The organism is Roseixanthobacter psychrophilus, assembly GCF_043195195.1.
GTDB lineage: Bacteria > Pseudomonadota > Alphaproteobacteria > Rhizobiales > Xanthobacteraceae > NCEH01.
Map to the genome: position 1 here is coordinate 1 of NZ_JBAFWT010000218.1, position 315 is coordinate 315.

The window sequence follows — 315 nt, forward strand, 5'->3', positions numbered from 1 at the left end:
GCCCGGCGGTGGCCGGGTTCACCTCCATCCCGCAAACGGGGTCCTTGACCGTCTCCGCGGGCGAGCTTCCGGTCCCGATGTGCGGGTGATCCACAGGGGCATGATGATGATGGCCGGCGTGCGCGTCATGCTCAGTCATGAGGACCGTCTCCGGAGGAAGGGACGTATGGGGATGAAATTGCGATACGAGGGAGAAAGGCGGGAACGCGCCGGGCGTAATCGTCCCACAGGGGCCCGAACTCGGCGCGGGCAGCCGCTTCTTCCTGCCACGCCAGTCGGACATAGACCCAGACCAGGATCGGGAAGATGGCGAGC

The 315-nt window shown here is 66.0% G+C and carries 1 protein-coding gene; it reads right to left on the reverse strand.

The window, feature by feature from the left end; all coding sequences use genetic code 11:
• Window positions 1–131: 131 nt before the first annotated feature.
• Window positions 132–315 (reverse strand): methyltransferase family protein (locus tag V5F77_RS29270; protein WP_429008537.1); only part of this gene is annotated, 184 nt, incomplete at its 5' end.